General features: G+C 61.0%; 21 protein-coding genes. 15 read left to right on the top strand and 6 right to left on the bottom strand.

All coding sequences use genetic code 11. From position 1 onward, the window contains the following. Positions 1–63: 63 nt before the first annotated feature. Positions 64–753: a hypothetical protein gene (locus G9X67_RS13020; RefSeq protein WP_171598819.1), complete on the bottom strand. Its 690-nt coding sequence runs from the start codon at positions 751–753 to the stop codon at positions 64–66. A gap of 160 nt (positions 754–913) precedes the next feature. Here G9X67_RS13020 and G9X67_RS13015 point away from each other — a divergent pair, with 160 nt between their 5' ends. Then, complete coding sequence (locus tag G9X67_RS13015; RefSeq protein WP_171598818.1) at positions 914–1,681, top strand: alpha/beta fold hydrolase; 768 nt, start codon at positions 914–916, stop codon at positions 1,679–1,681. 87 nt (positions 1,682–1,768) lie between these two features. Next, the gene (locus G9X67_RS13010) at positions 1,769–2,269 is read left to right on the top strand and encodes a GFA family protein (RefSeq protein WP_171598817.1); all 501 of its coding nucleotides are present in this window, start codon (positions 1,769–1,771) and stop codon (positions 2,267–2,269) included. Between the two features lie 144 nt (positions 2,270–2,413). On the opposite strand, the gene G9X67_RS13005 is transcribed toward G9X67_RS13010, so the two are convergent. Further along, complete coding sequence (locus G9X67_RS13005) at positions 2,414–3,184, bottom strand: alpha/beta hydrolase (RefSeq protein ID WP_171598816.1); 771 nt, start codon at positions 3,182–3,184, stop codon at positions 2,414–2,416. Positions 3,185–3,350: 166 nt separating this feature from the next. Here G9X67_RS13005 and G9X67_RS13000 point away from each other — a divergent pair, with 166 nt between their 5' ends. Further along, positions 3,351–4,349 (top strand): AraC family transcriptional regulator, encoded by a 999-nt coding sequence (locus tag G9X67_RS13000; protein ID WP_246705392.1) that lies wholly within the window; start codon positions 3,351–3,353, stop codon positions 4,347–4,349. Positions 4,350–4,564: 215 nt separating this feature from the next. On the opposite strand, the gene kdgD is transcribed toward G9X67_RS13000, so the two are convergent. From kdgD to G9X67_RS12985, 3 genes are all read right to left on the bottom strand, one after another. Next, positions 4,565–5,491 (bottom strand): 5-dehydro-4-deoxyglucarate dehydratase, encoded by a 927-nt coding sequence (kdgD, locus tag G9X67_RS12995; protein ID WP_171598815.1) that lies wholly within the window; start codon positions 5,489–5,491, stop codon positions 4,565–4,567. A 32-nt stretch (positions 5,492–5,523) separates the two neighbouring features. Further along, positions 5,524–6,498, bottom strand: a complete 975-nt coding sequence (locus G9X67_RS12990) for a mannonate dehydratase (RefSeq protein WP_171598814.1) — start codon at positions 6,496–6,498, stop codon at positions 5,524–5,526. A 65-nt stretch (positions 6,499–6,563) separates the two neighbouring features. After that, positions 6,564–7,274 carry a FadR/GntR family transcriptional regulator gene (locus tag G9X67_RS12985; RefSeq protein WP_029873220.1) on the bottom strand — a complete coding sequence of 237 codons (711 nt, stop codon included), beginning with the start codon at positions 7,272–7,274 and terminating at the stop codon, positions 6,564–6,566. Positions 7,275–7,405: 131 nt separating this feature from the next. On the opposite strand from G9X67_RS12985, the gene G9X67_RS12980 reads away from it, so the two are divergent. The 5 genes from G9X67_RS12980 to G9X67_RS12960 are packed head-to-tail and all read left to right on the top strand — an operon-like array spanning position 7,406 to position 12,537. Then, positions 7,406–9,001, top strand: coding sequence for an ABC transporter substrate-binding protein (locus G9X67_RS12980; protein ID WP_138389235.1), 1,596 nt, complete (start codon positions 7,406–7,408; stop codon positions 8,999–9,001). Between the two features lie 21 nt (positions 9,002–9,022). Then, positions 9,023–10,051 carry an ABC transporter permease gene (locus G9X67_RS12975; protein WP_171598813.1) on the top strand — a complete coding sequence of 343 codons (1,029 nt, stop codon included), beginning with the start codon at positions 9,023–9,025 and terminating at the stop codon, positions 10,049–10,051. Continuing rightward, positions 10,048–10,950, top strand: a complete 903-nt coding sequence (locus G9X67_RS12970; RefSeq protein ID WP_029873223.1) for an ABC transporter permease — start codon at positions 10,048–10,050, stop codon at positions 10,948–10,950. Before G9X67_RS12975 ends, G9X67_RS12970 begins: the two co-directional genes overlap by 4 nt. Position 10,951: 1 nt before the next feature. After that, positions 10,952–11,797, top strand: coding sequence for an ABC transporter ATP-binding protein (locus G9X67_RS12965; protein WP_138330055.1), 846 nt, complete (start codon positions 10,952–10,954; stop codon positions 11,795–11,797). Beyond that, positions 11,794–12,537, top strand: coding sequence for an ABC transporter ATP-binding protein (locus G9X67_RS12960; protein WP_138329515.1), 744 nt, complete (start codon positions 11,794–11,796; stop codon positions 12,535–12,537). Before G9X67_RS12965 ends, G9X67_RS12960 begins: the two co-directional genes overlap by 4 nt. Positions 12,538–12,559: 22 nt before the next feature. On the opposite strand, the gene G9X67_RS12955 is transcribed toward G9X67_RS12960, so the two are convergent. Further along, the gene (locus tag G9X67_RS12955) at positions 12,560–13,615 is read right to left on the bottom strand and encodes a LacI family DNA-binding transcriptional regulator (protein ID WP_171598812.1); all 1,056 of its coding nucleotides are present in this window, start codon (positions 13,613–13,615) and stop codon (positions 12,560–12,562) included. A 247-nt stretch (positions 13,616–13,862) separates the two neighbouring features. On the opposite strand from G9X67_RS12955, the gene G9X67_RS12950 reads away from it, so the two are divergent. The 7 genes from G9X67_RS12950 (at position 13,863) to G9X67_RS12920 (ending at position 21,824) form a co-directional block, all read left to right on the top strand. Further along, positions 13,863–16,385: a hypothetical protein gene (locus tag G9X67_RS12950; protein ID WP_171598811.1), complete on the top strand. Its 2,523-nt coding sequence runs from the start codon at positions 13,863–13,865 to the stop codon at positions 16,383–16,385. A gap of 65 nt (positions 16,386–16,450) precedes the next feature. Continuing rightward, positions 16,451–17,710, top strand: a complete 1,260-nt coding sequence (locus G9X67_RS12945) for an ABC transporter substrate-binding protein (protein WP_138389231.1) — start codon at positions 16,451–16,453, stop codon at positions 17,708–17,710. A gap of 11 nt (positions 17,711–17,721) precedes the next feature. After that, on the top strand, positions 17,722–18,759 hold the full coding sequence (locus G9X67_RS12940; RefSeq protein ID WP_171598810.1) for a sugar ABC transporter permease: 1,038 nt from the start codon (positions 17,722–17,724) through the stop codon (positions 18,757–18,759). Next, complete coding sequence (locus G9X67_RS12935; protein WP_171598809.1) at positions 18,756–19,805, top strand: carbohydrate ABC transporter permease; 1,050 nt, start codon at positions 18,756–18,758, stop codon at positions 19,803–19,805. Before G9X67_RS12940 ends, G9X67_RS12935 begins: the two co-directional genes overlap by 4 nt. A gap of 31 nt (positions 19,806–19,836) precedes the next feature. Next, positions 19,837–20,916: a sn-glycerol-3-phosphate ABC transporter ATP-binding protein UgpC gene (gene ugpC, locus G9X67_RS12930; protein ID WP_171598808.1), complete on the top strand. Its 1,080-nt coding sequence runs from the start codon at positions 19,837–19,839 to the stop codon at positions 20,914–20,916. A 315-nt stretch (positions 20,917–21,231) separates the two neighbouring features. Then, positions 21,232–21,441 (top strand): hypothetical protein, encoded by a 210-nt coding sequence (locus G9X67_RS12925; protein WP_003539563.1) that lies wholly within the window; start codon positions 21,232–21,234, stop codon positions 21,439–21,441. Between the two features lie 8 nt (positions 21,442–21,449). Then, on the top strand, positions 21,450–21,824 hold the full coding sequence (locus tag G9X67_RS12920) for a GFA family protein (RefSeq protein WP_171598807.1): 375 nt from the start codon (positions 21,450–21,452) through the stop codon (positions 21,822–21,824). Positions 21,825–21,975: the final 151 nt, after the last annotated feature.

Here is a 21,975-nt window from a genome sequence, read left to right as displayed (position 1 = left end):
CGATGCCCTTTGCGCGCAAGCCGAGTTAGAATGAGGAGGGGCGAGACACATGGCTCCAGCTAATCAATGCTGTGATTTGTCTTGCCATTTCGCGAGCCGTTCTCGGCGCGTTTTCGAAAATTGAATAGTATCGAATATAAAACTGTCTTCTTCCGGAAAGTCTTTCTTGATCTGTTCGATTTCCTTGCCGTCGCGGATGCTACGAATGATATCTAGCCCTCGAACTGCGCGTTTTAGAATGGAGGCATTCCAGAAATCATTGCTCAGAGGGTTGGGGAACCGAAACTCAGGCCAACCGGCTCCAGCTTCAACCAATTGGGAAAAGTTTTCAAATCTCTCATCGGATATATGGACCGCCCAATTAATTACCTCCACCCTCACATATAGGTTCAAGTCCAATAGGCATTTAGCCAAGGCGTTGGAAATCGTTTGATCATAGCGTCCGGAATTCATTGTGTATTCGACAAACGCCCTACGACAATCTGACAGGGCGTCATCGGCGAGTTGTGTCGCAGCGACATTCAAACCTTCTACCTCCTGCCCCAACTCCGCAAGGTATTGTGCACCACGGAGGCGGTCCCGCGAACTCTCCGAAAGAAGGAGATCGATGAGGAATTTTAGATCAACTCCTTGTCGCCATCTTCTTAAAACGGATTGTGTTGCGGCATACCTATTTTCATTACCGGCATCCTTGTCTTGGATGATATTCATAAGTGCGGAAGTTGATCGTTCATCAAAATGATCACTATTCATCTGTGGCCTTTATTGTGCTGTCGCTTCCGGAATTTCGATCAAGAGACCGAAACGGACGGATGAGCGGCTAAGCCATTTGGTTTCTCAACCATATCCGCCGTCACCGGACGTTGCCAATGCCACAAGTTGCACTATTGTCTGTCCGGCACGCAAAAACCTGATGGTGGTTATGCCGGTAGTAACTCGACATCTCATTGACCGGGGTGACGGAGCCACGGTCGAGCTTTTTCAGGCTCAAGCCGCAAGCGAAACGCCCGCAGGAGCAATCCTATTTGTCCACGGCAATCAGGGTGGCTGTCTGCTTGGAGGGATAGAGGCGGTCAACAGCGGCGCGTTGCTTCGGTTCTGTTCTGGTTTGAATATCACTGCGGCGGCAGTCTCGCAGCCTGGTTTTGGGGCGTCAGATGGCCCTCCAGATTTCTGCGGTCCCAAAACCCAGCAAGCGATCATAGCTGCTCTCGCTTTCCTGCGGGCCCAACCTTCCGTCGATCCTGATAGAATTGTTCTCTATGGAAACAGTCGTGGTGCCGTTGCATCGGCCATGGTCGCCACCCAGGTTCCTGATCTGCGAGCAGTCATTCTAGCCAGCGGCGTCTATGATCTTGAAGTCGCTTATCGCGAGAGTTCAGACGGTTTGCGGTGGGCTATCGAGAAAGAGGCGGGCCTATCGAGAGAGGCCTTTCTGGCTCGCTCTGCATTGCATTATGCGCCCGAAGTTCGGTCTGAGACGTTGTTGCTGCATGGAAAGCATGACGATCGTGCTCCTGTTGCCCAAGCCGAACTCTTCTCAAAAGCTCTGTCCAATGCCGGAGTCCTGGCGACGCTTCACGTCTTTGAGTGTGGACATCAAATTCCAAGGAACCACATGCAGGGAGCTCTCAGGCCCTTCCTGCAAAGGGTGTTCAATCCCGTCGTGACCTACCACTAAGGCAGCATGACAGCTTCGGGCAGCGGGAAAGTGACGAAAACCCTAAAGAGATTAAGCCCAAACCCGCCTCTTGAAGGAGGAGAAAAAATGAAACGCATCGAGATGGGGGTGAGCGGCGGCTGCCAGTGCGGTGCCGTGCGCTACCACGCAACCGCCATGCTTGACAATTCGCATCTCTGCCATTGCCGCATGTGCCAGAAAGCCTCGGGCAACATCTTTGCCGCGCTCGTCGCCGCGCCCGATGATGCGCTCAGCTGGACACGCGGCAAGCCGAGCATCTGGAATAGCTCGGAGCTTGTCGAGCGCGGCTTCTGCGCCAATTGCGGCACGCCATTGTTCTTCCACCACCTCGAAAACGGTCGCACCAACCTGATGATCGGTTCGCTTGACGATCCGCATGCCTTCTCGCCGCTTGCCAATACCTGCACCGAGAACATGGTGACATGGTTCGATACGATCACGGGCATAGAAAATACCGGTGCGACCGAAAACAACGGCGCCGACTGGGCCGCGGCGATCAAGGAGAGCAGCAACCAGCACCCCGATCACGACACCGCCTCATGGGCGGCGAGGGGGCCTGATGGCTAAGTCCTAATCCGGCGGTTTCCGGTGCGGCGCTGTCCGAGGCCATGGCGCATGGGTAGTGGCGGGGGCTTTGCTCTGCGACTGGGATCGTTGCACATCGATGCTACCGACCACCGCTAGGCGGGCGATAGCATCGGTTGACGAGGGCTACTTTGCTCCTGCGGCCGCTTCTATGACCGCAGCCACTTCCTTGGCGTGCGAGGCCAGCGAGGCGTGGCTACCCTCGACCGTCGTCACCTTGGCCTTCATCCGTTCGGCAAAGAAAGCCTGCGCGTGGGGATCAAGGACGAGGTCCTTGGAGCTCAGGACGTACCAGCTTGGCTTGTCGTGCCATGCCGCGACTTGAGCAGGCGCATCGAAGGCAGTGTGGTTGATCGGCATCTGGTGCGCTGCCAGATGTTCACCGATCTTCTTGGGCAGGTCGCCCGCCACTGCACTGGGGAATACTGCAGGATCGATGCTCAAGTAACCCTTTGCGTCGGGCCGAATAGCCGCCGCTCCGGGGGTTGCCGGACCGCTGGCTGCCAATGCAGTGATGGTTTCACCTTTCTCGGGCGCAAAGGCCGAGACATAGACGAGTGATGCCACCTTGGCGTTGTCGCCCGCCTCGCCGATCACCACGCCACCCCAGGAATGGCCCACCAGAACAACCGGGCCATTTTGCGCATCCAGCACCGCATTGGTGGCAGCGACGTCGTCAGCAAGCGAGGTCAGTGGGTTCTTTACCGCAGTCACCTTGTAGCCCTTGGCGGTCAGGATTGCAGCGACGCCGTCCCAACTGGTTTCGTCGACGAAGGCGCCGTGGACAAGAACGATATTCTTAATTGTCTGATCCGGGAGAGCCGGCTGGGCCCTTGCGGGTGCAGCACCAAGCATCGCGGTCGTCAGCATTAGGGCGGACATAAGAAGAGATTTCATTTGGAGCTCCTATAGAGCGCATCAGCGCGATTGCTTAATTCGGATAATCTGCAATGCTATCGGCTACACGACGGCAGGAAGACCGGGATGGCCTTGCCTTCACGGAAACACTTGAACTGCCAGATAATTCCTCGTTTAAGACAAAACCAAACTAGGGCTTGCCGAGATGGATCACCATGACCAGAGCCCCGCAATGCATGCTCCGTCGTCCAAAAATGCGATCATGCTCGCCTCTCGGGTGGATCTGCTCTCCCAGATTTTGGCCATGGTCAGCCTGCATGGTGAAATCGTCTTTACAGTCGAGCTCAGCCAACCATGGGCGCTACGCTTTCATCCAGGAGCGGCTTATTTCTTCATCGTGCTCGAAGGGGGCCTGACGGTTGTGAACGATCAGGGCCATGCCTTGCAGTTGGCAACCGGCGATCTGATCATGCTGCCGCGGGGCCTTGGACACGGCTTGAGCGATGGCGAGTGTGCAACTGAGGCTGACTTGGCAGCCCTGATGGCGGCGCAGGTTACCGCAGAAAAACTCAATGTCTCCCACGGCGGAGGCGGCCAACAGACCAAGCTTATCGCTGGAGCCTTTCGGTTCGAAAGCGCTTCCGTGCCCTGGCTCGTATCGGCATTGCCGTCGGTCATTCACATTCCAAAAGCCAGCGGCGAGACCGCCGGATGGGCCGAGGGGCTTGGCTACTTCATGATGAAGGAAGCCCAGGAGGTGTATCCCGGCGCGTCCATCATGATTTCACGGCTGATCGACGTGCTGGTGATCAGTATCCTGCGTAGCTGGGTGCGGATCGAGCGGGGCGGCAATGTCGGCTGGCTTGGAGCGCTCGGGGATGCGCGCATCAGCCGCGCGCTCAAGGCCATCCACGACGAACCTTATCGGCGCTGGACCGTGCTCGATCTGGCTCGGGTGGCGGGCCTGTCCCGGTCCGGCTTCGCGGCGCGATTTACAGCATTGGTGAAAGAAGCGCCACTTTCCTACCACAGCCGCTGGCGGCTGACGCTCGCCTTGGGCTTGATGCGCCAGCCTGATGCCAAGGTTGGGTCGGTCGCCAGACAAGTGGGCTATGACTCCGAAGCAGCCTTCAGCCGAGCCTTCAAGGCGCAGTTTGGTTTTGCGCCCATGAATGCCAAATCGACAACTATTCAGGATCGATGATGGTGTAGATCCGGCGTAATGCATACCAGATTATAACGCGCGAATGTCCGACGTGTGGTCGAATGCCGAATGGCAGCTTCTGCTGAACTCGCCCCGATAACAGATGCGCCGCTTCCGGCCCCATAGCGGTCGTCTATCCAAGCCGAGCCGATGTCCGTTGTTGGTGCGAATCGGACAGCCGCCGGGCCACCCCGGCGGCCTACTGCCGCGATATATTACTCGGCCGCGATCCGTGTGATGCCGTTGGCCTGGACGATCTTTTCGAGCAGCGCGAGCTCTTCCTGGGAAAGATCCGTCAGAGGCGGGCGCACGGGGCCTGGGTTCTGTCCGAGGACGCGAAGGCCGGCCTTGATGATCGAGACGGCGTATCCCTTCTTGCGGTTGCGCAAGGCGACGAAGGGGAAGAAGAAGCCCTTCAGGATCTCATCGACGGTTGCCTGATCGCCGGTACGCAAGGCGCTGTAAAAGCGCTGGGCAAGGGCGGGAACGAAGTTGAAGACGGCCGATGAATAGGTCGTCACGCCTGCAGCGAAATAGGCCTGGGCATAAACCTCGTGGGTCGGCATGCCGCCGACATAGACGAGACGATCGCCAAGCAGGGTGGTGATCTCGATCACCTTGTCGACATCGCCGACGCCGTCCTTGAAGCCGATCAGGTTCGGGCATTCCTCCGCCAGGCGCGCGATGCTGTCGGCGGTCAGGACGGCGTTGTCGCGGTTATAGACGATGACGCCGATGCCGACCGATTGGCAGACCGCCTTGACGTGGGCGATGAGACCCGCCTGTTCGGCAAACATCAGATAGGGCGGCAGCAGCAGCAGCCCGTCCGCGCCGGCCTTCTCGGCCGCGACTGCGATCTCGATGGCGAGCGACGTGCCGTAGCCGGTTCCCGAAATGATCGGCGTCTTGCCGGCCGACGCCTTGGCGGCCCAGACCACCTGCGGAATCTCGGCCGGATTAAGCGAGAAGAATTCACCGGTGCCGCCGGCGGCAAACAGTGCAGCGGCGTCATAACCTGCAAGCCACTCGACATGGCGGCGGTACTTCGCCTCGTCAAATTTCAGTTGATCGTCGAAGTGCGTAACCGGAAACGACAGGAGACCACTACCGACGGCCTTCTTCAATTCAATCGGGTTCATCATGAAGTCCTATTTCTTACGTGTTGAAAACCGGGTCACTCGCTGTCGAGCACTTGCAGAAGTGCGGCGATATAGCCGTAGCAGAAGGCAAATGCGGTGGCGGTTGGATCCTTGCCGCTGACGGTCGGCACATGGTCGGGCATCAGCATGTATTTGAAGCCCACCTCCTTGTAGATCCTGGCGGAGCGGACCATGTCCATGTCGCCTTCTTCGGGGAAGGTCTCCATGAAGGACAGCTTGCCGCCGCGAATGTTGCGGAAGTGAACATTGAAGATCTTGCCGCGCTGGCCGAACCAGCGGATGACATCGTCGATTTCCTTGCCGGGATTTTCCAGCATCTCGCCGATCGAACCCTGGCAGAAATTGAGGCCGTGATACGGGTTTTCGTGCATCAGCACGAATTTCTTCAGGCCTTCCACCGTGCCCAGCACCCGCGTGACGCCGCGATAACCCGGCGGCGTATAGGGATCGTGCGGATGGCAGGCGAGCCGGACGCGGTTGCTTGCAGCAACGGGAACGACGCGTTCCAGGAAATAGTCGATCCGCTCCCAGTTTTCGTCCTCGGAAAGCACGCCGGCAAGACCGGGCTCGGCCTGCTGGTCCGTCTTGTCCCAGCGGAAGCTGGCATTCAGCGATCCGCCGCGTCCCGGTTCATCCGGCGTGCGGGGAATGCCGATCAGGTTGAGATTGTACTTCACCGCAGGAATGCCTGCGGCTGCGGCATTCTCGATCAGCTTGCAGACGGCGTCGATCTGTCTGTCGCGCTCGGGGCCGGCAAGCAGGATATCGGGATAGGAAGCCTTCTCGATCGGCTGCGAGGGCAGGGGCAACTGGATCATATCGAGGATCAGGCCGAAGCTTTCGACCTTGTCGCGATGCCGCTCGAGATCGGAGAGCGTCCAGTTGCTCGGCTTTCCCGGAGGGTCGGCGTTGATATGCTTCACACCCAGTTGCGCGAAGATACGATAATCGTCGTCATCCCGCGCTGCGACCTGCGTTCCCAGATACATTTGAGTCTCTTTCGAAATTACACAATGTCATATGACATAATATGAATTTCGAAGGGTGTCGAGCCCTATTGCTGCTCGGCAAGCATGCGGTAGCGGCGTTGGCTGGCCAGCATATGGGCGCGCATTGCCTGGCGGGCGCGTTCGGGATCCTGATCGGCGATTGCCGCGAGGATTTCGACATGTTCGGCATAGACCTTCTGAAGATAGCTGCGGTCATTGGCCTCAGGCAGTGTCGGAAACTGGCCGCGGGGGATGGCTCTGGGGCCGAAATGGCGCAGGACATCGACATAGAATCGGTTGTTCGTGGCGGCGGCAATCGCCATGTGGAAGGCATAATCCGCCTCCACCGTTTGCTGTCCGGTTTCGATCAGGTGCGCCATTCTGCGGTTGGCCTCACGGATTGCCGCCTCCTGCTCGGCTGTGCGGCGATAGGCGGCAATTGCCGCCGCTTCACCCTCTGCCGCCATGCGAAACTCCAGCAATTCCAGGGTTTCTGGAATGCTCTTGATTTCCACCGGCGTCAGCGACAGGACCGAATGCGCCTTCGGATCCGCGACGAAGACGCCTTTGCCCTGGATCGGCTTGACGAAGCCTGCAGACCGCAGATCGGCAATGGCCTCGCGCACCACGGTGCGGCTGACGCCGAATGTCGCTTCAAGCTGCGGCTCGGTCGGCAGCTGGTCGCCGACCCGTAGCTTCCCCGTCTCGATCTGCGCCCGCAACTGATCGATGACCTGCTGCGCCAGTCTCTGCCGGCCACCGCCGAGTGTCGTCATTGTCCGCTCCCCATCCCTTTGCATCAAGTCTCCCACTCGGGTCTTGCAAATCATATCAGACTTCGATAAATCATAATACGACATACGGGCGACATAATATGTCTTTTATAGTAGTCTAGGGAGGACTGACAATGAAGCATTTTTCTAAGGGCTTGTTCGTCGGCGCCGTGATCGGCGCCCTGACGATCGCTGCACCGCTCTCGCAGGCCGCCACACCGCAGGACCAACTGGTGGTCGGCACATCGCTGGCGCAGGTTCTGTCGCTGGATCCGCAGCAGGCGACCGAAGGCAAGGCGGTCGAGATCATGTCGAATCTGTATGATCGGCTGGTCGCCAGCACGGCTGACGGCAAGATCCTTCCGCAGCTGGCGGAAAGCTGGAAGGTTGACGACAAGGGCATCACCTTTACGCTGCGAAAGGCCAATTTCGCCTCCGGCAACCCGGTCACCTCGAAGGATGTCGTCTACTCGCTGGCGCGGCTCCTGAAGATGGACCAGGCCGCCGCCGCCAACCTCAAGCGCGTCGGCTACGACAAGGACAATGTCGAAAAGCTCGTCAAGGCCGTCGACGACCAGACGGTGCGGATCGATCTCTCCGATCAGGTGACGGCGGAGCTTCTGCTCTACCGGCTGACGACGACGACCACCAGCGTCGTCGACAGCGTCGAGGTCGAGAGCCACGCCGTCGATAACGACTACGGAAACGCCTGGATGCGAACCCATTCGGCTGGCTCCGGTCCGTTCACCCTCAATCGCTGGTCTCCGAACGAACTGGTGATCCTCGATGCGAATAAGGACTATATGGCCGGCGCGCCGAAAATGCGCCGTGTCATCGTCCGGCATGTGCCTGAAAGCCAGGTCGAACGGCTGATGCTCGAACGCGGCGATATCGATATTGCCAGCGCGCTGACCGCCTCGGATCTCGCGACGTTCCAGGACAAGAAGGGCTTTGCCATCCAGCGTATTCCGACGGGCGGTTTCTACGTGCTGTCGATGAATGCCGGCAACAAATACCTCGCCAACCCGAAGGTTCGCGAAGCCATTGCCTACGGCATCGACTACAAGGGCATCGAAAAGACGATCATGGGCCCTTATGGCCGGGCCAGAAACGTTCCCGTTCCGGAGAATTTCGAATATGCCATCCCGAACCCCGATTGGCATCTCGACGTCGAAAAGTCCAAGCAGCTGCTGAGCGAGGCAGGTTTCAAGGACGGCTTCTCGCTGTCGCTGAAGACCATCGCGCAAACGCCGCGCATCGATCTGGCCACCGCCATCCAGGCATCGCTTGCCCAGATCGGCATCAAGGTCGACATCCAGCAGGGCAACGGCTCGGAAATCATCGCCGCCCATCGCGCCAGGGATTTCGATCTGCTGATCCCGCAGACCAGCGCCTATATGCCGAACGTCCTCGGCTCGATGGAGCAGTTCTCCTCCAATCCCGACAACTCGAAGGAAGCCAACAATGCCGGCAATTTCGTCTGGCGCTCGGCCTGGGACATCCCGGAACTCACGGCCCTGACGGCCAAGGCATCGATGGAGCCGGACGCCAAGAAGCGTGGCGAAATCTACGTTCAGATGCAGAAGATGTTCGTCGAACAGAAGCCGGCGGTGCTTCCGCTCTTCGAGCGCTTTGAGCCGATCGTCCTGTCAAGCAAGGTCGAGGGATATGTGGGACATCCGTCTCAGCTGACGCGTCTCGAGAACGTGACCAAGGTCGAAACCCAGTAATACTTCCCAGGACAGCCGATCATGAAGGAACTCTCCGTAGCCGAATTTGGCCGACGCCTGGCGCATTTGCTGGTCAGCCTGTTCATCCTCTTATGTGTGACCTTCGTGATCGGCCGTATCCTGCCCACCGATCCGGTCGGCGCGATTGTCGGCGAGCTCGCCGATCCCGCTGCCTATGCGGCGATGCGGGCGCGTCTGGGGCTCGATCTGCCGATCAACCAGCAGTTTTTCCTCTATCTGAACGGCCTGGCGCATGGTGATTTCGGCACGGCCGTCCTCACCGGCAATCCGGTTTCTTCGGATCTTGCCCAGGCGTTTCCGGCGACGTTCGAACTCGCGACGCTGGCGGTGATCATTTCGACCTTCGTCGGAGTTCCGCTCGGGCTGGTCGCGGCGCTGTTTCGCGACAGCTTCATTGACAAGACGGCCCGAGTGGTCGCGCTCGTCGGTCATTCGATCCCGGTTTTCTGGTTCGGCATCGTCGGGCTTGTCATCTTCTATGCCGGCCTCAACTGGGTCGGTGGGCCGGGTCGAATCGATGTCTTTTACGAAGGCCTCGTCACGCCGAAAACCGGGCTGTTGTTGATCGACAGCCTGCTGCAGGGCGAGACGGAAATCTTCTGGAATGCACTCGGCCATATCATTCTGCCGGCCGTCATCCTCGCCTACGCGGCGATGGCCTACATCACCCGCATGACACGTAGCTTCACCCTGGAGCAGTTGAGCCAGGATTATGTCATCGCAGCCCGAGCCAAGGGTGTGAGCCCGCTCGGCACGATCTGGCACCACGTCCTGCCGAACATTGCGGTGCAGCTGATCACCATCCTTGCCATTTCCTACGGCGGTCTGCTCGAAGGCGCTGTCGTGACCGAGATCGTTTTCTCCTGGCCGGGCATTGGCCAGTACATGACAAACGCCCTGATGATCGGCGACATGAACGCCATCGTCGCCGGTACCATCATTGTGGGATTCATTTTCATGTTGTTGAACTTCCTGGCCGACGTCGCTTACGCCGTCTTTGATCCGCGTATGCGGGAGGCCGCCCGATGAGCGATGTTATCCGCAGCGAGATTCATATCCGCCCGCCAAGTGTGTCGACCCGTATCGCGGCGTCGTTTGCGCGCGCCGGCCGCAAATTGGCCCACGAGCCGCTCGGTCTTGCCGGTTTCGTCATCCTCGGTCTACTTTGCATTGTCGCGATCTTCGCGCCGCTCCTGGCGCCCTACGATCCGGCCATACAGTCGCTTGGCGAGGCCTTGCAGCCGCCGAGCCTCGCGCATCTGGCGGGCACGGACGAATTCGGTCGGGACATCTTGAGCCGGCTCATCTTCGGCACGCGCATCACCATCCAGACCGTGCTGTCGATCTCCTTGATCGTCGGGCCGATCGGCCTGCTGATCGGCGTCGTTGCCGGCTTCTTCGGCGGGCGCACCGATGCGCTGCTGATGCGCGCCACAGATATCGTTCTGTCGTTCCCGTCGCTGATCCTGGCTCTGGCTTTTGCTGCGGCACTCGGGGCCGGCTTGACCACGGCCATCATCGCGATCTCGCTGACTGCATGGCCGCCGATTGCGAGACTCGCGCGCGCCGAGGCCCTTGTCGTCAGAAACGCCGACTATGTGGTTGCCGCCCGCCTTTATGGCGCCTCGCCGATGCGCATCCTTCTTCTCTATATCGCGCCGATGTGCGTTCCCTCCGTCATTGTTCGCCTGACGCTCAACATGGCGGGTATCATTCTAACGGCGGCTTCGCTTGGCTTCCTCGGCCTTGGCGCCCAGCCGCCGGCGCCGGAATGGGGCGCGATGATCTCCAGCGGCCGCAAGTTCATGCTGGATTATTGGTGGGTTGCCGTCATGCCGGGTATCGCCATCCTCCTCACCAGCCTTGCCTTCAACATCGCCGGAGATGCTCTGCGCGACCTATTGGATCCTCGCCATGCCAGATCGTGAAATGCAAGATCGTGATCTGCAGCCCGTTCTTTCCGTCGAAGGATTGACCGTCCGTTTCGGCCGAGGCGCCGTGCCCGCCGTTTCCAACGTCAGTTTCGACGTCGGGCGCGAACGCGTCGGGATCGTCGGAGAATCCGGTTCCGGCAAATCGACGACGGGTCGCGCCATCATGCGCCTTTTGCCGCCGGCCGCGGTGGTCTCGGCCGAACGCATGGATCTCGGCGGCGATCCGTTGCTTTCAAAGAGCGAGCGTCAGATGGGAGCGCTACGCGGCAAGGACATCGCGCTGATCATGCAGGATCCGCGCTATTCGCTGAATCCGGTGCTCTCGATCGGCAAGCAGATCGCCGAAGCCGCGCGCCTTCACCTCGGTCTTCACAAGAAACAGGCGCATGAGGCTGCCCGCGCCATGCTGGAGCGCGTGCGCATCAGCGATGCGGAGCGGGTCATGGCGCTTTATCCGCACCAGATATCGGGCGGCATGGGCCAGCGCGTGATGATCGCCATGATGCTGTTGGCGCGGCCGAAGCTTGTCATCGCCGACGAGCCGACCTCGGCGCTTGATGTCAGCGTCCGAAAGGACGTGCTGCTGCTGCTCGATGAGTTGGTGCGCGAGAATAATTCCGGACTGCTGTTGATCAGCCACGACATTCGCATGGTGGCAGCCTTTTGTGAGCGCATCATCGTCATGTATGCCGGCCGGATCGTCGAGACCCTGACCCGTCTCGAGGATGCTCGCCATCCCTATACCCGCGGGCTGATCGCTGCGCTGCCCGACCCCAGGAACCCGGTTCGCCGGCTTGCTGTTCTCGACAGGACGAAACTCGATCTGGAGACGGCGCAATGATCAATGTGCGTGACCTCGATGTCGTCTTTGCCTCCGGCAAATCAAGCAACCATGTCGTCAGAGGCATCAGTTTTCAGGTTGGCCAGGGGGAGACGCTGGGTATTGTCGGTGAATCCGGATGCGGTAAATCGACGGTGCTGCGTTGCCTCGCCGGCATGGAGTCTGGTTGGACCGGTCACATCGAGCTTGGCGGCAAACCGATCGGCAAGAAGCGCTCCCGCGAGGAGCTGAAATTCGCTCAGATGGTGTTTCAGGACCCTTACGGATCCCTGCATCCGCGCCATCGCATCGGCACCGCCTTGGCCGAGCCGCTACGCGCCATGGGCCATTCGGACATCTGGTCGAAGGTCGAGAGGGCGTTAATCCAGGTGGGTTTGCCGGCGAGCTTCGCAAACCGTTTTCCGCACGAGCTTTCCGGTGGCCAGCGGCAGAGGGTGGCAATCGCCCGGGCACTGATCCTGTCACCGCCCATCCTGTTGCTCGACGAGCCGACATCGGCGCTCGACGTCTCGGTCCAGGCCGAAATCCTCAACCTGCTGGCCGATCAGCGCGAGGAAAAGGGCCTGACCTATCTGCTTGTCAGCCACGACCTCGCGGTCATCGGCCATATGTGCGACCGGGTGTTGATCATGAAGAATGGTTGCTTCGTCGACGAACTCACCAAAGCGGATCTGCAAGCCGGCACCACGCATGATGCCTATGCGCGAGAACTGTTCGAAGCGAGTTTTATCGAGGCTTGATATTCTCGATCGCGGTGTGGGTTCAGCGATCCTCTGTTGCGACATGGACGCGGTTGACCGCTGCGACGCTGCCCCTTTCGACGAGATGGCAGGCAAGCTCGACCCGCCGCCGCGGGGCCGCAAGGCCGAGCATCATGTCGCGCAGCAGATCGAGCGCGGTGGCACCGAGTTCGCGCATCGGAATATGCACCGTCGACAGCGGCGGATTGAGAAAAGCCGACTGTGGCAGGTCGTCTATGCCCATGACCGAGATGTCCTGCGGTACGGCATACCCCATCGCCTGCAAGCCGCGCACCGCGCCATTGGCAAGACTGTCGCCCGCCGTCAGGATGGCGGTGAAGGAGAGGCCTTTCTCGCGGACAAGACGGGTAACCGCCTCGGCGCCGAGTTCCGGCAGCCAGTCGTCGACCTCGAGCACCAGATCGGCATCCGCGGTCAGCCCATGATGCTGCAGGGCATCGCGCCAACCCTCAAGGCGCCGCTCGATCGTCCGCCGACCCGGCCTCAGCATGAACAGGATGCGTTGATGCCCGGCCTTGATCAGCCGCTCGGCGGCGATGAAGGCGGCCGAGCGGTTGCAGGGCGTCACACTCGAAAGCCGCATATAGGGATCGTCGCTGTTGACCAGCACGACGGGCTTTCCGAGATCGGCCGCCGCCGCCAGCATCTCCTCTTCGTCGACGGTCAGGATCAGCATGCCGCCGAAGCTCGGATCATCACGCATCTCGGCGACGACGCGGGCTTCATCTCCCTTGTCGGCGACCGGGCGCATCGCCAGTTCGATGCCGAGGGCGGCGGCACGCGCATTCAATCCTTCGAGCACATAGAGTGTAAACTGGTTGCGGACATAGTCGATCATCGCTGCGCCGGAGGCGACGAGCATGACCTTCTTGCCGGCAACGCTGGCCGGCAGGGCGTAGCTGACCGCACTTGCCGTTTCCAGCACCAGCTTGCGAATCTCCGGCCTGACGCCCTTTTCACCGGCCAGCGCACGCGACACCGTGCTGATCGAGACGCCGCATCGGGCGGCAATGTCGTCGAGGCGCGTGCGCCTGCCCTTTTTCTCTTCCGCCGCCATGTTGTCTCCTCGCTTCCAGCCACTATGCAAAAATCTTTCAGATTGCGCAAATGGAATGCCTATGCACAATTGTTGCCTGAGGAGTCCGCGACAAGCGGCAGAGCAGGGAGGCTTTGAAGATGCGGCTAGACGGCCAGTCCATGCGTCGGCGTTTTACCCGGGGTCTCAAGGATCGAGCATGATGCCGAAAAGTGTGAGCGGTTTTCGGACGACATCATGCTCTAGCTGTTCTGGGGCGGGCTGAAGCATGACCGCTGAGCAGCAATCCCATCTCCTCCGTGCAACGGCGAAGGACAGCCCGATCGTCTACTGGCAGCTCGCCAATCTGTGGCAGGAGCGCTATGACGTCGCCGACCGTCCGATGGAAGGCAGCATGGATCCGTTTTTCTTCGTCACCAAGACGAAGAATTTCATCCCGCATGAATATCCCTGCCGCACCGAATTCAAGAAGGCCTTTTCGGACAGGCGACCGCAGCCGGCTGCCGAATTCGAGGCCGTTCGCTGGTGGCTTCCCTTTGCTTCCCCGCGTGTCGATCTCTCCGGCTTCTGGTTTCGCCCGACACGCATCGGCTGCTCGGCGCGCACCTTCCTCGATGCTCGCTCAGCGGGGCGTGCCACGCTTCGCCTTTCGACCTGCGGCGGCGCGATTCTCTTCGTTAATGGCCGCGAGCAGGGCTTCATGGCGCCTTATGAGCGCAATCTCGAAGCCCAGCAGCTCTTCGAGGTCGAGCTGGCCGCCGGCCTCAACGATATCCGCGTCTATTTCGACGATCTCGCCGAGCGCGACGCCCGTTTCTATTTCCAGCTGGATTATGTCGAAGGACCTGATGTCGAAACATCAGTTCCCGTTTCCATCGCCGCCAGTGATGCAGATGCGCTGGAGACGATCCTCGAAGGCATGCGCTTCGACCGCACCGCCTATCTTGGCGAAGACGTGACGATCCTTTTCCCCGCGCCGCTGCCGGTGGCGCTGAGCTGCCATGTCGAGATCGAAGGCGACTTCATGTCGATCGAGCGCTTCGATTATGATTTCGATCTGGAAGCCGGAGCAACCAAGCTGGAACTCGGCACCTCGGCGGATATGCCCGCCGATTTCCGCCATTTCCGCATCACCTTCAAAACAGGCTCGCTTTCGCTCGGTCGCACGCTCGGCGTCGAGATCTGTCATCCTGAGCGACAGGGGGAGGCACCCGCCACCCTTGAGGACCGCGTCGCCGAGGCGCTGGCCGAGGTCGCTGCCCATTCGGAGCCCGACACGGTCTGCGCTTTCGCGCGTCTTGCGCTGGGGCAGGGTGGCGAGGAAACCGAAGCGATGATCTCGGCCATGCTGCCGGTCATCGAGGATTGCCACGATTGCGCCGATTTCGTGCTGGTGCCGCTGCTCTTTGCCTATACGCGCTGGAGCGATCTGCTGTCGCCTGCGCTGCGCGACAGGATCGAGCACGCTGTCCTCAATTACCGCTTCTGGATGGATGAGCCCGGCAACGACGTTCAGTGGTATTTTTCGGAAAACCACGCGCTTCTCTTCCATACCGCCGCCTATCTCGGCGGCAGGCTGTTCCCGGATGCCGTCTTCGTCCGTTCCGGCCGCACCGGCGCCGAGCAGATGCAGGTCGGCGAGCAGCGTGTCCGCGCCTGGCTCGATCATTTCGAGCGCTGGGAAATGGCCGAGTGGAATTCCGTCCCCTATTTCCCGATCGATCTCAAGGGGCTGACGGCGCTCGCCGCCTGCGCGCCGGATGAGACGATCCGCAACCGGGCGGCCGCCAGCATCGTCCGCCTGATGGAGATCGTCGCCCGCTCGGCCCATCACGGCATGCTGACCGGTAGCCAGGGCCGCTCCTACGAACATACGCTGCGCCCAGGCCGCTCGGTCGAACTGTCAGCTATCGCCCGGCTGCTCTGGGGCCGCGGCTGGTACGGCCGGCGCGTTCACGCTTTGCCGCAGCTTGCCGTCTGCATTCGCGATCACGGCCTGCGTTTTCCAGAAACGCTGGCTGCGATCGCCGCGCACCAGTCCGACGACGCGCAGGAATGGACCTTTTCCCAGGGCGAGAACCGTTTCGCCGCCCTCTATCACTATAAGACCCGTGACACTGCACTCGGCACCATCGCCCATTATCGTCCCGGCGCCTGGGGCTACCAGGAGACAGTGCTGCACCTGCGTCTGGGCAGCCGGCCGGAAGCGCAGATCTGGATCAACCATCCCGGCGAAACCATCCAGTTCGGTTATGGCCGGCCGAGCTTCTGGGGCGGCTGCGGAACGCTGCCGCGCGTGCATCAGTATCGCGATCTGGCGATCCTCGATTTCGAGATCCATGAGGGCCAGCCGGATTTCACTCATGCCTGGTTCCCGCTCGAGGCCTTCGACGACACGGTGGTCGACGGCAATCTGGCGCTCGCCCGCTCCGGCAACGGTATTGCGATGGTGATCGGCAACGGAGCATTGGAGCCGGTAAAGCAAGGCCCGACGACGGATATCGAGTTGCGTCTGGCCGGCCGCAACGGCCGCTGGATCGTCCGTCTCTCCGATCTCGGGCGCGAGAGTAGCGTTGACGAAATGCAGGCGCGTTTCGCCACGCTTTCGGCCCGCCGCGACGACGAGGGCGCGTTGATCGTCGTCGATCCGGATTATGGCCGGGTCGTCTTCGAAGAGGACGGCACCGTGCGTGCCGAAGGCCGTATTCTTCGCCCGACGGACTGGTCGGTGCGGGGAGACGCGGTACATCTGAAGATACCGGCCAGGCAGCCCCGGCGCGCGGCCTCGTAGACGACGTGTCCGGCAGGTGGAGGACCGGCCGGACGCAGGAATTGATCGGTCAAGAGGAGGAGAAAATGACCAGAATGAAATCGATCGGCGCGGCTTTTGCTGCAGTTCTCTTGAGTTCCGTTGCCGCCCATGCCGGTGACGTGCGCATTATGTGGTATTCCGACGGCGGCGAAGGCGAGGTGATCAAGGACCTGCTCTCGCGCTTCTCGAAGGCCAATCCCGACGTCAACGTCATCCTCGACGAGGTCTCCTACGACGTCGTCAAGGAACAGCTGCCGGTGCAGCTCGAAGCCGGGCAGGGGCCGGATATCGCCCGCCTCACCAATCTGAAGGCGCCGGCCCAGCACTGGCTCGATCTTCGCCCCTATCTCACCGACGCGAAATATTGGGAGGATAATTTCGGCGCCCAGGCCGACTGGATGCGCCCGGACGGCTCGAACGCCATCACCGGCTTCATGACGCAGCTGACGCTGACCGGTGGCTTCGTCAACAAGACGCTGTTCGAGCAGGCCGGCGTCGAGATCCCCGGCCCGAAAGCCACCTGGGACGACTGGGCGGCGGCCGCCAAGAAGGTTGCCGACAGCCAGAAGGTCTTCGCCATGGCGATCGACCGCTCCGGCCACCGTGTCTCCGGCCCGAACATCTCCTACGGCGCCAACTACATCGCCGCCGACGGCAAGCCGGCGCCGATCGATCAGGGCGCCAAGGACTTCCTCAGCCGCTTCGTCAAGTGGAACGAGGACGGCACCATCAACAAGGATGTCTGGGTCAGTGCTGCCGGCACCACCTACCGCTCCGCCGCCGAGGACTTCATCAATGGCGGCCTTGCCTATCTTTATTCGGGCAGCTGGCAGGTTTCGGGCTTCGCCCAGAAGATTGGCGACAATTTCGACTGGGTGATGGCGGGCAGTCCCTGCGGTTCGGCCGCATGCTCCGGCATGCAGGGCGGCGCCGGTCTGGTTGCCGTCAAATACACCAAGAACCCGAAGGACGTCGCCAAGGTGATGGATTACCTGGCAGGTGCCGACGTGCAGAAGGAATTTGCCGAACGCAGCCTGTTCATTCCCGCGCATAAGGGTGTTGCCGCCGGCCAGATGGACTTCAAGACCGACAATCCGCATGTGCAGGCGGCGCTGAAGGCCTTTGTCGAAGCGGCCGGCCAGACGGCGGCACCCGCCATGAAACTGCCCGGCTGGAAGTGGTCGGATGCCTATTACAGCGCCATCGTCGCCCGCATCAGCCAGGTGATCGCCGGCGAAATGAAGCTCGACGACGCCTATGCCCGCATCGACGAGGACATCAAGGCCAAGGTCGCCGGCAACTGACGGAAGAACAGATGACGGCGAAGACGGCTTCTTCTGAACCACCGGCGAGAACCGGTCTGCGGCAGGCGCTCTTGGCGCCTGTCCGGCTTGCCATGGGGATCGTCGACATTCCCATGCGTGGCTGGCAGAAACTGACCGGGCTGAACGGCATGGCGGGCGTCTTCCTGGCGCCCAACATGCTGATCTTCACCGTCTTCGTGCTGCTGCCGCTGGTCATCAACTTCATCTATTCGACGACGAGCGGCAGCGCCATCTTCCTGCAGAACAGGACCTATGTCGGCGCCGATCAGTACCGCATCCTCTTCGATTGCCGCAGCTATCTCGATCCCTCGACCTGTGCCGCCGACACCTTCTGGGCGGCGGTGCGCAATACCGCCGTCTTCGTCGTCTTCCAGGTGACTGTGATGCTGATCGCGGCGCTCGCAACGGCGCTGATCCTCAACCGCGAGCTTTCCAATCGCGGCTTCTGGCGCGCCGTCTTCTTCTTCCCGGTGCTGCTGTCGCCCGTCGTCGTCGGCCTGATCTGGAAATGGATCCTGCAGCGCGAAGGCCTGTTGAATTATGCGCTGAGCCCCTTCGGCTTCGAGCCCTTCTCCTGGCTCAGCGATCGTTTCTGGGCCTTCTTCTTCGCTGTCTTCGTCTCGGTCTGGGCGCATATGGGCTTTTATGCGCTGATCCTGCTCGCCGGCCTGCAGGCAATCCCGCGCGATCTCTACGAGGCGGCGGCGATGGACAGCGCCCGTCCGATCCGCATCTTCCGGCGCATCACCCTGCCGCTGCTGATGCCGAACCTCATCGTCGTGCTGGTCTTGGCGCTGATCCGCGCCGTGCAGATCTTCGACGAGGTCTTCGTTTTGACCGGCGGGGGACCCGGCACCAGCACCATGTACATCACCCAATATATCTACGAGACCGGCTTTGCGAGTTCGCTGCGCAATCCGGGACTGGCGTCGGCCGCCTCGATCCTGATGGGCATCGTGCTCGTCATCCTGACGCTGGTCCAGCTCGGCGTCAGTAGCCGCAACGAGAAGAAGGGAGCACGCCAATGAGCGCTGTCTCTGCCTTTCTGCTCCGCCGCCGCGGCCGAGGCTGGCACTGGACGGATGTGGTCACCTGGATCTGGCTGATATCAGGCGTCTTCCTGATGTTCGGCCCGGCCGTCTGGCTGGTCTTCTCCTCGTTCAAGACGCCGGCGGCCCTTGCCGAATTCCCGCCGTCCTTCCTGCCCTATGTCACCGAACAGGCAGTGGTGCCGGGTTACGACAAGCCGTTGCCGCTCTACAATGTCACGATGCCCGATGGCAGCACCCGGGTGCTCGCCGAAGTCCGCCGCATCGGCATCATCGGCCAGATGGTCGATCCGAAACAGCCGGGCGAAATCGTCAAGGCGAATATCAAGGACCGCACGCCGGTGCGCCAGGTCGAATTCGCCGGCGGCAACTACACCGAACCGTTCCAGCGCTTCGATTTCTTCCTGTTTCTGCGCAACTCCGTCTTCGTCACCGTCGTGGCGACGGCGATTACGCTGCTCGTCAATTCCATGGCCGCCTTCGCGCTGTCGAAATATCAGTTCCCCGGCCGCACCGCCGTCATGCTGATGATCCTGGCGACGCTGATGGTGCCGCTCTCGGTCATCGTCGTGCCGCTCTATTCCGTCATCGGCACGCTGAACCTCTTCGACAGTCTCTGGGGCGTCATCCTGCCGACGGTCGCCACCCCGACGGGGGTCTTCCTGCTCAGGCAATACATGCTGACGATCCCCGACGAATTGCTCGACGCAGCGCGCATGGACAAGGCCAGCGAATGGCAGATCTACTGGCGCATCATCCTGCCGCTGTCGGCGCCCGCTCTCGCAGTGCTGGCGATCTTCTCGGTCGTCTGGCGCTGGAACGACTTCCTCTGGCCGCTGATCGTGCTCTCGCGCAAGGAACTCTATACGCTGCAGGTCGGCCTCAACGTCTATGCCGGCGAGCTCAATGTGCAATGGCACTACATCCTCGCCATGACCGTCGTCTCGATGATCCCGGTCGTGCTGATCTTCGTCTTCCTGCAGCGCTTCATCACCACGGGCATTGCCGGCTCGGGGCTCAAATAGGCCACCTTAAAAGAAGAAAACAGGAGAGTGCATGAGCGGGCTCGAGCTCAGGAACATCGTCAAGAATTTCGGCGCCGTCGAGGTCATTCGCGATGTCTCGCTTCATGTCAATGACGGCGAGTTCGTCGCTTTCGTCGGCCCTTCCGGTTGCGGGAAATCGACGCTGCTGCGCCTGATCGCCGGCCTCGATAAGCCGACTGGCGGCAGCATTGCCATCGACGGCAAGGATGTTACCGCTATCAGTGCCGCCGATCGCGGCCTGGCCATGGTCTTCCAGTCCTATGCGCTCTATCCGCATATGAGCGTCAGGGAAAACCTCGCCTTCGGTCTCGAGAACACCAAGGTGGCGAAAGCCGAGATCGAAGCGCGCATCACCGACGCCGCGCGCATGCTGGAGATTGAGCCTTTCCTGCAGCGCCGTCCGGGCCAGCTCTCCGGCGGCCAGCGCCAGCGCGTTGCGATCGGCCGCGCCATCGTGCGGCGGCCGGATGCCTTCCTGCTCGACGAGCCGCTATCCAATCTCGACGCCGAACTCAGGGTCAGCATGCGGGCCGAACTGGCGGCCCTTCACGCTCGCCTGAAGGCGACGATGATCTATGTCACCCACGATCAGGTCGAGGCAATGACGCTGGCCGACCGCATCGTCGTGTTGAGAGGCGGCAGGATCGAGCAGGTGGGAACACCGCTGGAACTCTACAACAAGCCGGCCAACCGCTTCGTCGCCGGCTTCATCGGCGCGCCACACATGAATTTCCTCGAAGGTGCGATTGTCGGTCACGAGGGCGGGTTCGCTGAGGTCGAAACCGTCGGCGGCCATCGTCTTTCCGTGTTTGCCAAGGAGGCACGCCCAGCGGGCGAAAGGGTCAGCATCGGCATCCGGCCGCAGCATATCACCCTTGCCGACGCGGGCTCAGCGGGCAGGCTGGATACAAGCGTCACCCTTGTCGAGGAACTGGGCTCGGAGACCGTCGTCCACGCCGAGGCGGCCGGGAAGAAGCTGATCGCGGTTTTTGCCGGCCAGCAGCGGCTGAAATCAGGCGACAGCCTGCCGCTGCATCTCGACCCCGACGTGCTGCATCTCTTCGGCGAGGATGGCCGGCGCCTGTCTTAACGAATGTCTCGCAAAAGTGAGCAGCGGTTTTCCATTCGAACAGAGCGGGATGAGGGAGCGGACCGGGCGGGTAGGGAGTCGCCTGCCATTTCGTTGGCCACCGGGAGAAAGCGGAAAAATCCCGATGTTCTCCAGCACCGCCGCGTCCGCTTGGCGCGGCCCGCAACCTCGGTCCGACAACCCACATATCGGCGAAAAGGTTCCAGGAAAACAACCGCATTCCCCCATGCCGGAAGCCTCGATGCGGCGCGCCGGCTCTTTCCAAATCGACGGGTCGCACTAGCTTAAAGGGGACGTGACGAAAAGGAGAAGACCATGACCGACGCACCGAATACGGCGACCCCGGCGCGGAGAGTGCTGCGTGGCCGCCCCTACAGCATTGGTGAATTTGCCAGGAAATACCGGTTGGACGACAAGGAGGCAAAGCGCCTCTACGACAAGTTCGGCCCGTCGGCCACCGAACTCGACCTGTTGATGGCAGCAAAGCGGCGCCCGCCGGGCCTGCCGACCAATCTCGACGCCTGACGGGCGCCATGGGGATCCAAACCGGAAGTTGCCTTTGCGGGGCGGTGGCATACAGGGTGGAAGGGGAGCCGCTTCGCACCGGCCTCTGCCACTGCGCCGATTGCCGCAAATCGAGCGGCTCCGCCTTCACCTTCTTCGCGGTCTGGCAGCGCCGGGCTTTCTCCCACAGCGGCGAGATCGCCACCTTCGCCGGCCGCAGCTTCTGCCCCGCCTGCGGCGGCAGGCTTTTCTGCCTTAGGGATGACGAGGCGGAAATCCGCCTTGGGTCCCTGGACACTCCGCCGACCGACCTTGCACCTGGTCATGAAGTCTGGATCAAGCGGCGCGAGCCTTGGTTGCATTCGTTGCCCGGCGCGGACCAATATGCCGAGGATGCGGATTGACGGACGCTTTCGGCGCCTGAACCAACCCTTCCTTACCAAGATTTCATTTCACCCATCCGCAATTCCGTGCCAGTTCGGCGGCACGCTAATCGCCGGTTCATCTGCACTGTGATTATTTCACCGCAGAGGCCGCAGGCGGCCACTGACGGAT

This window comes from Rhizobium sp. WYCCWR 11152 (assembly GCF_013087615.1).
Lineage (GTDB): Bacteria > Pseudomonadota > Alphaproteobacteria > Rhizobiales > Rhizobiaceae > Rhizobium > Rhizobium indicum.
Note: the sequence above shows the minus strand (reverse complement) of the source record. Positions and strands in the feature narration are given on the sequence as shown.